8 protein-coding genes are annotated in these 6,404 nt (G+C 62.6%); 6 read left to right on the plus strand and 2 right to left on the minus strand.

Translation table 11 applies throughout. The annotated features are described in order from the left end of the window. Positions 1–154: glycine cleavage T C-terminal barrel domain-containing protein (locus EN906_RS37315; protein ID WP_164777226.1), on the plus strand; the 154-nt coding region annotated here is incomplete at its 5' end. A 110-nt stretch (positions 155–264) separates the two neighbouring features. Here EN906_RS37315 and EN906_RS18540 read toward each other — a convergent pair. Further along, on the minus strand, positions 265–657 hold the full coding sequence (locus EN906_RS18540) for a DoxX family protein (protein ID WP_127270196.1): 393 nt from the start codon (positions 655–657) through the stop codon (positions 265–267). Between the two features lie 198 nt (positions 658–855). Between EN906_RS18540 and EN906_RS18545 the strand changes: the two genes are divergently transcribed. After that, positions 856–1,344 (plus strand): hypothetical protein, encoded by a 489-nt coding sequence (locus tag EN906_RS18545; protein ID WP_127270194.1) that lies wholly within the window; start codon positions 856–858, stop codon positions 1,342–1,344. Between the two features lie 81 nt (positions 1,345–1,425). On the opposite strand, the gene EN906_RS18550 is transcribed toward EN906_RS18545, so the two are convergent. After that, a complete protein-coding gene (locus EN906_RS18550; protein ID WP_127270192.1) occupies positions 1,426–2,202 on the minus strand; it encodes a VOC family protein in 777 nt (258 codons plus the stop codon). 164 nt (positions 2,203–2,366) lie between these two features. Between EN906_RS18550 and EN906_RS18555 the strand changes: the two genes are divergently transcribed. From EN906_RS18555 to EN906_RS18570, 4 genes are all read left to right on the plus strand, one after another. Further along, positions 2,367–3,083, plus strand: a complete 717-nt coding sequence (locus tag EN906_RS18555) for a gamma-glutamylcyclotransferase (RefSeq protein WP_127270190.1) — start codon at positions 2,367–2,369, stop codon at positions 3,081–3,083. A 142-nt stretch (positions 3,084–3,225) separates the two neighbouring features. After that, positions 3,226–4,590 (plus strand): NAD(P)-dependent oxidoreductase, encoded by a 1,365-nt coding sequence (locus tag EN906_RS18560; RefSeq protein ID WP_127272618.1) that lies wholly within the window; start codon positions 3,226–3,228, stop codon positions 4,588–4,590. Positions 4,591–4,592: 2 nt separating this feature from the next. Then, positions 4,593–5,906: an NAD-dependent dihydropyrimidine dehydrogenase subunit PreA gene (gene preA, locus EN906_RS18565; protein ID WP_027035003.1), complete on the plus strand. Its 1,314-nt coding sequence runs from the start codon at positions 4,593–4,595 to the stop codon at positions 5,904–5,906. 199 nt (positions 5,907–6,105) lie between these two features. Next, positions 6,106–6,404: Rrf2 family transcriptional regulator (locus EN906_RS18570; protein ID WP_164777227.1), on the plus strand; the 299-nt coding region annotated here is incomplete at its 3' end.

Raw genomic sequence — 6,404 nt, forward strand, 5'->3', positions numbered from 1 at the left:
TCATTCGAAGAAGTCCGTCGCCGTCGGCTATGTGCCGAAGGAGATCGCAGATGAGAGCGACGGCTTCGAAATCGAGCTGCTGGGCAAGCGTCATGCGGCGCGCATTCAGGCGGTGCCGCTTTTCGACGCCAATTTCGAACGGATGCGTGCCTGAAGCGCTTCGGCTTCGCCGATGCGCTTCAGATTCCTGTTTGTGCATGTCGTGTCCCAAAACCGCTGGGCACTTTGGGCGACATGCACTAGTCACGCCCCTTCTTCTGGGCGTCAGGCGCTGCGGCGGTTGTCCAGCGCGAAGGCGCCGGCGCCGGCAAACACCAGATAGAGGAAGATGAAGCAGAAAGAGATCGCCGAATCGCCGCCATTGTTGACCGGGAAGAAGTCGCGCGGCATGTGCGCCATGAAATAGGCGATCGCCATTTCGCCGGCCAGAAGGAAGGCTACGGGCCGCGTGAACAGGCCGAGCGCCAGCAGGATGCCGCCGGCGAATTCGAGGATGCCGGCGGTCATGGTCAGCCCGGAAAGGGCGTGGGGATCGGCGCTGACGGGGAAGTTGAACAGTTTCTGGCTGCCATGCTCGATGAACTGCAGCGCGGTCATGATGCGCAACACGCCGAGCGCCTGCGGCTGGTATCTGGAGAGGCTTTCGAAAAGCTTCATAATGACTCCATTTTCAATCCGCCCGGCCATAGATTATCGCCCAGGAATGACCATTCACTTCGCATGGCCTGCCGTCAACAATCGGTGATTGGGAATGTTCCCAATTGCCATTAAAATTTTCTCGCCAAGGTTGCATTAGTATCTCTATGGTTGTATTGATGCGTGTACAACAATCCTGAATGTGTGGGGGCCTTTGCCATGAAAAAAGTCGTCATCAGCCTTTTCGCGATCCTCGCAGGCATTAGCTTCGCCATGGCCGAGGACGCCGGCTGTGAGGCGTTCAAGTGGCCGGTGACGCGGGAGCAGACCCTGTTTGCCGCAGCACCGGCAACGCCGTCCGGAGCGGCGCTGGCGGTTGGTGAGGCTGCGGACCTGGCGCTGGTGCCGGTAGGGAAAGCCGGTTTTGCGGTAGCGCCCGAACGTGCGCCGGCATCGGACACGTTTGGCGCCGTTGCCAGCGTGGAGGTGCCGTCCGAGGGGGCCATCCAGATCAGTCTCTCGGGCGAGGCCTGGATCGATGTCATCCAGAATGGCCAGGCCATCAAGTCGGCGGGCTATAGTGGCGTGAAAACATGCCCTGGCATCCGCAAGAGCGTGCGCTTCAAGCTTGCGCCTGGCCCGGCCACCGTTCAGTTCAGCGGCGCGAAGAAAGCTGAGCTGAAGGTCGCGGTGCTGGCGCCGGAATGAGACGGCGCCAGTCAGGGGTAGAGGCCTTCATCGGTAGTCCGATGAAAGCCCGCGCTTTGTTTCAGCGATGTTCGATCGCGGTCAGCGGACCGGCGCCATCAAGGCGAAATGCGCGCCCTGCGGGTCCTGGCATTGGACGATCCAGCTGCCGCCCGGGACCTCCATCGGCCCCATCAGGATCTTGCCGCCATTGTCGGTCACCCGTTTGGCCGCCGCATCGATGGCCGGAACATTGAAATAGAACTGCCAGACCGGGACCGGAATCTGCTCGGGCTTGTTCATGATGCCGCCGCCGGATTCGGGGCCGGCTGTAAAGGTCTGGTAAGTGCCCACCGGGCCCATGTCGAAATCGCCGGCGTCGACCCAGCCGAACTGCTCGGAATAGAAATCGAACGCGGCTTTCCAGTCGCTCGTATAAAGCTCGTGCCAGCCGATGTGGCCCGGCGTGCCGGCCGGCACGACAGGCTGGTCGGGACCGTTTGGCTGCAGGAACATGAAGGTCGCGCCTTGCGGATCGGCGACGACGGCAAAGCGGCCGACGCCCGGAATGTCGTCGGGCTGGCGGTGAACGGTGCCGCCGGCTTTCTCCAGCGATGCCGTGGCAGCGTCGACATCCCTGGTGTGGATATAGCCAAGCCAGGCGGGCGGCATGCCCATCTTGGCTGCATCCTCAGGCAAGGTCATCAGGCCGCCGACGCCACGTTCGCCGACATTCATCACGACATAGCGCGGGATGCCGGGCGCCTTGTCGAAGGGCTGCGCCGTCCAGCCGATGACTTGGGTGTAGAATGCCTCGGCGGCGTCGAGATCTGACGTCATCAATTCGTACCAGAAGAAGGGCATCGGGGCTTTTGGCATTTCGGTCTCCTCACCTTTCATACGTGATCGTCGTCCATCATAGGACGATCCTCACGACGGGAATCCGACACCGCCCGGAAAACAATGGGTGTGTGTGCCAAGCGTTCCCTGGTTGCGCACCCAGCGGTTTTCGATTTCTCTACGGCTATGAAGGGTTGTCGTTCATGCGCTTGATGTCGCTCACGCCCGAGCTTGTCGCACTGTGCCATCGGGAGGAGGCCGATCCCGGCCCGGACCCGAGCTGGACAGACATGAACGACGAGGACTTTCGAGACCTTGCCTTGCGGCTGTCCAATGAAGCCGATGAGGGGCCGCTATGGGTGTTCGCTTATGGGTCGCTGATCTGGAAGCCGGAATTCGAGTCGGTCGAGCAACAGCTCGCCACGGCCTTTGGCTGGCACCGCTCTTTCTGCCTCGACATGGTGCGTTGGCGGGGCAGTGCCGAGCAGCCTGGGTTGATGATGGCGCTCGAACGGGGCGGACGCTGCAACGGCGTGATCTATCGCTTGCCGGAGGGCGAAAAGCCGGCGCAGGTCGAAAGGCTGCTGCGGCGCGAAATCAGCGACCACGAAAGCATCGAGACGGTCCGGTGGCTGCCGGTGCATACGCCGCAAGGCACGCTGCGCGCGCTCGGCTTCTGGGTCGGCGTGAAGGGCAGGGGAACGTCGCTGAACCAGCCGTTGGACAGAGTGGCGAGCGTGCTGGCCAGAGCCTGCGGGCATATCGGATCCGGCGCCGAATATCTCTACAACACGGTCAGCCACCTCGAGGCGTTCGGCATCCATGACCGCAATCTGTGGCGACTGCAGCAGCTGGTCGCAGAGGAGGTCAAGACCATTCATGGCTGTAAGCTTGAACCCGGCCATTCGCTCGCACTGTGAAAGCAGCCTCGGCCTCCGATAACATGAGTAAAAAAATCATGTTATTATCCAGCCTTTTCAGAGACTTGCGCCGAAAATTGACCAATTGATAAAAAAATAAAACGTGCTAGCCTTCCTCAAAAGAAAACATGGGGAACTGACGATGCCAGAAGGCCAATTCAGGGAAGGCATTGCGGGCGGCAGGCTCTCGGCCGACCAGTATGCGGATAATTTTTCCGACCTGCATCCGCCGCTCGATCACCACGAGGCGCTGGTCGAATCCGATCGCTGTTATTTCTGCTACGACGCGCCGTGCATGAACGCATGCCCGACCTCGATCGACATTCCACTGTTCATCCGCCAGATCTCGACCGGCAATCCGATCGGTTCGGCCAAGACCATCTTCGACCAGAACATATTGGGCGGCATGTGCGCCCGCGTCTGCCCGACCGAAACGCTGTGCGAAGAAGTCTGCGTGCGCGAAGTGGCGGAAGGCAAGCCGGTGCAGATCGGCCGCCTGCAGCGCTATGCCACCGACGTCGCCATGAGCGAGAACAAACAGTTCTACCCGCGCGCCGAGCCGACCGGCAAGACTGTCGCCGTGGTCGGCGCCGGGCCGGCCGGCCTTGCCGCCGCGCACCGGCTCGCCCGCCACGGCCATGACGTGACCATTCTGGAGGCGCGCGCGAAAGCCGGTGGCCTCAACGAATACGGCATCGCCGCCTACAAGAGTGTCGACGATTTCGCCCAGGCCGAAGTCGATTATGTGACCGCGATCGGCGGCATCGACATCCAGAACGGCAAGGCCCTCGGCCGCGACTATCAGCTGTCGGATCTGATCCGCAATTACGATGCGGTGTTTCTCGGCATGGGCCTTGGCGGCGTCAATGCGCTGCGTGCCGATGGCGAGGACGCCGACGGCGTCATCAACGCGGTCGAGTTCATTGCCGAACTGCGCCAGGCCAGCGACCTTTCCGGCCTGCCGGTTGGCCGCCGCGTCGTCGTCATCGGTGGCGGCATGACGGCGATCGACGCGGCCGTGCAGTCGAAATTGCTCGGCGCCGAGGAGGTGACGATCTGCTACCGGCGCGGCCAGGAGCACATGAATGCGTCCGAGTTCGAGCAGGATCTGGCCGCCGCCAATGGCGTCACCATCCGCCACTGGCTGCAGCCGAAGCGGGTGATCGCCGAGGGCGGCAAAGTGTCGGGCATCGAACTCGAATACACCGCCATGAACGGCGACAGGCTTGCCGGCACCGGCGAGACCCTGACGCTCGTTGCCGACCAGGTGTTCAAGGCGATCGGACAGAGTTTTGTGCCGGCAGCCCTCAACGGCAGCGGTGCGTCGATCGATCTCGAAGCCGGCCGCATCAAGGTGGATGCGGAAGGGCGTACGTCGCTTGCCAGGGTCTGGGCCGGCGGCGACTGCATCTTCGGTGGCGACGACCTCACCGTCTCGGCGGTCGCGCAGGGGCGCGACGCTGCGGAGAGCATCAACCGGGCACTGACCTCGAACGGGAGGGCATGAGCATGGCAGATATCAGAAACAATTTCGTCGGCATCAAGTCGCCCAATCCGTTCTGGCTTGCCTCGGCGCCGCCGACCGACAAGGCCTACAACGTCATCCGCGCCTTCAAGGCCGGCTGGGGCGGCGTGGTGTGGAAGACGCTCGGCGAGGAAGGCCCGCCGGTGGTCAACGTCAACGGCCCGCGCTATGGCGCGATCTGGGGCGCCGACCGCCGCCTGCTCGGCCTCAACAACATCGAGTTGATCACCGACCGCGACCTGCAGGTCAATTTGCGCGAGATCAAGCAGGTCAAGAAGGACTGGCCCGACCGCGCCATCGTCGTCTCGCTGATGGTGCCTTGCGTCGAGGAGGCCTGGAAGGCGATCCTGCCGGTGGTCGAGGAGACCGAAGCCGACGGCATCGAGCTGAATTTCGGCTGCCCGCACGGCATGTCGGAGCGCGGCATGGGCGCGGCTGTCGGCCAAGTGCCGGAATATATCGAAATGGTGGTGCGCTGGTGCAAGCAGAACACCCGCATGCCCGTCATCACCAAGCTGACGCCCAACATCACCGATGTGCGCAAGCCCGCACGGGCGGCACATGCCGGCGGCACCGATGCGGTGTCGCTGATCAACACCATCAATTCAATCACCGGTGTCGACCTCGACAGCTTCGCGCCGCAGCCGACAATCGACGGCAAGGGCTCGCATGGCGGCTATTGCGGCCCGGCGGTGAAGCCGATCGCCATGAACATGGTGGCCGAGATCGCGCGCGATCCAGAAACCCGCGGCCTGCCGATCTCCGGCATCGGCGGCATCACCACCTGGCGTGACGCGGCCGAATTCATGGCGCTCGGCGCCGGCAATGTGCAGGTGTGCACGGCGGCGATGACCTATGGCTTCAAAATCGTGCAGGAAATGATCGCGGGCCTCGAAAACTGGATGGACGAGAAGGGGCACGCCTCGCTCAACGACATCGTCGGCCGCGCCACGCCCAATGTGACCGATTGGCAGTATCTCAACCTGAACTACGTCGCCAAGGCGCGTATCGACCAGGATGCCTGCATCAAATGCGGCCGCTGCCACATCGCCTGCGAGGACACTTCGCACCAGGCGATCACCAGCATGGTCGACGGCGTCAGGCACTTCGAGGTGATCGAGGCCGAATGCGTCGGCTGTAATCTCTGCGTCAATGTCTGCCCGGTCGAGAACTGCATCACCATGGAGCCGCTGGCAGCCGGCGTGATGGACCAGCGCACCGGCAGGCCGGTATCGCCCGTCTATGCCAACTGGACGACGCACCCGAACAACCCGATGGCCAAGGTGGCAGCGGAATAGGGACACGTCACGAGAAGAGCGCCGAGGGCGCAGCAGCTTCTCTTCCCCCCCGTATAGTGACGGGGAGAAAGACGCTGTCATCGCCGATTTCGCCAATCACCAACGTATTCCTTTTTCGAAAGCGGACGACTCTGCATTTTCCTATTGCAGATAAGAATTATCCACGATAATATATATCCATGATAAAGGAGCCGATCCAATGAAACTGGGCGAGGGCGTTGAGGCAGCCATCCATTGCGCTGCCACGCTGGCGAGTGTGGAGGGGAACAGCACCATGCCTGGCGCTGCTCTCGCCGAGGCCTTTGGCCTGTCGCCTAGCTATCTGCTGAAGCATCTCAACATGCTGAGCGCCGCGCGCATCCTGGAATCGGTGCCCGGGCCTGCCGGTGGCTATCGGCTGGCGCGGCCGGCCGAGCGCATCACGCTGCTCGACATCGTGCTGGCCGTCGAGGGCCGCGAGCCGGCCTTCCGTTGCGGCGAGATACGCCAGCGCGGTCC

This window comes from Mesorhizobium sp. M7A.F.Ca.CA.004.06.1.1 (assembly GCF_003999135.1).
Taxonomy (GTDB): Bacteria; Pseudomonadota; Alphaproteobacteria; order Rhizobiales; family Rhizobiaceae; genus Mesorhizobium.

What these genes read in the sequence shown, in the direction of transcription:
- EN906_RS18540 (WP_127270196.1), bottom strand. Translation starts at nt 657, where the DNA reads ATGAAGCTTTTCGAAAGCCTCTCCAGATACCAGCCGCAGGCGCTCGGC.
- EN906_RS18545 (WP_127270194.1), top strand. Translation starts at nt 856, where the DNA reads ATGAAAAAAGTCGTCATCAGCCTTTTCGCGATCCTCGCAGGCATTAGC.
- EN906_RS18550 (WP_127270192.1), bottom strand. Translation starts at nt 2,202, where the DNA reads ATGCCAAAAGCCCCGATGCCCTTCTTCTGGTACGAATTGATGACGTCA.
- EN906_RS18555 (WP_127270190.1), top strand. Translation starts at nt 2,367, where the DNA reads ATGCGCTTGATGTCGCTCACGCCCGAGCTTGTCGCACTGTGCCATCGG.
- EN906_RS18560 (WP_127272618.1), top strand. Translation starts at nt 3,226, where the DNA reads ATGCCAGAAGGCCAATTCAGGGAAGGCATTGCGGGCGGCAGGCTCTCG.
- preA (WP_027035003.1), top strand. Translation starts at nt 4,593, where the DNA reads ATGGCAGATATCAGAAACAATTTCGTCGGCATCAAGTCGCCCAATCCG.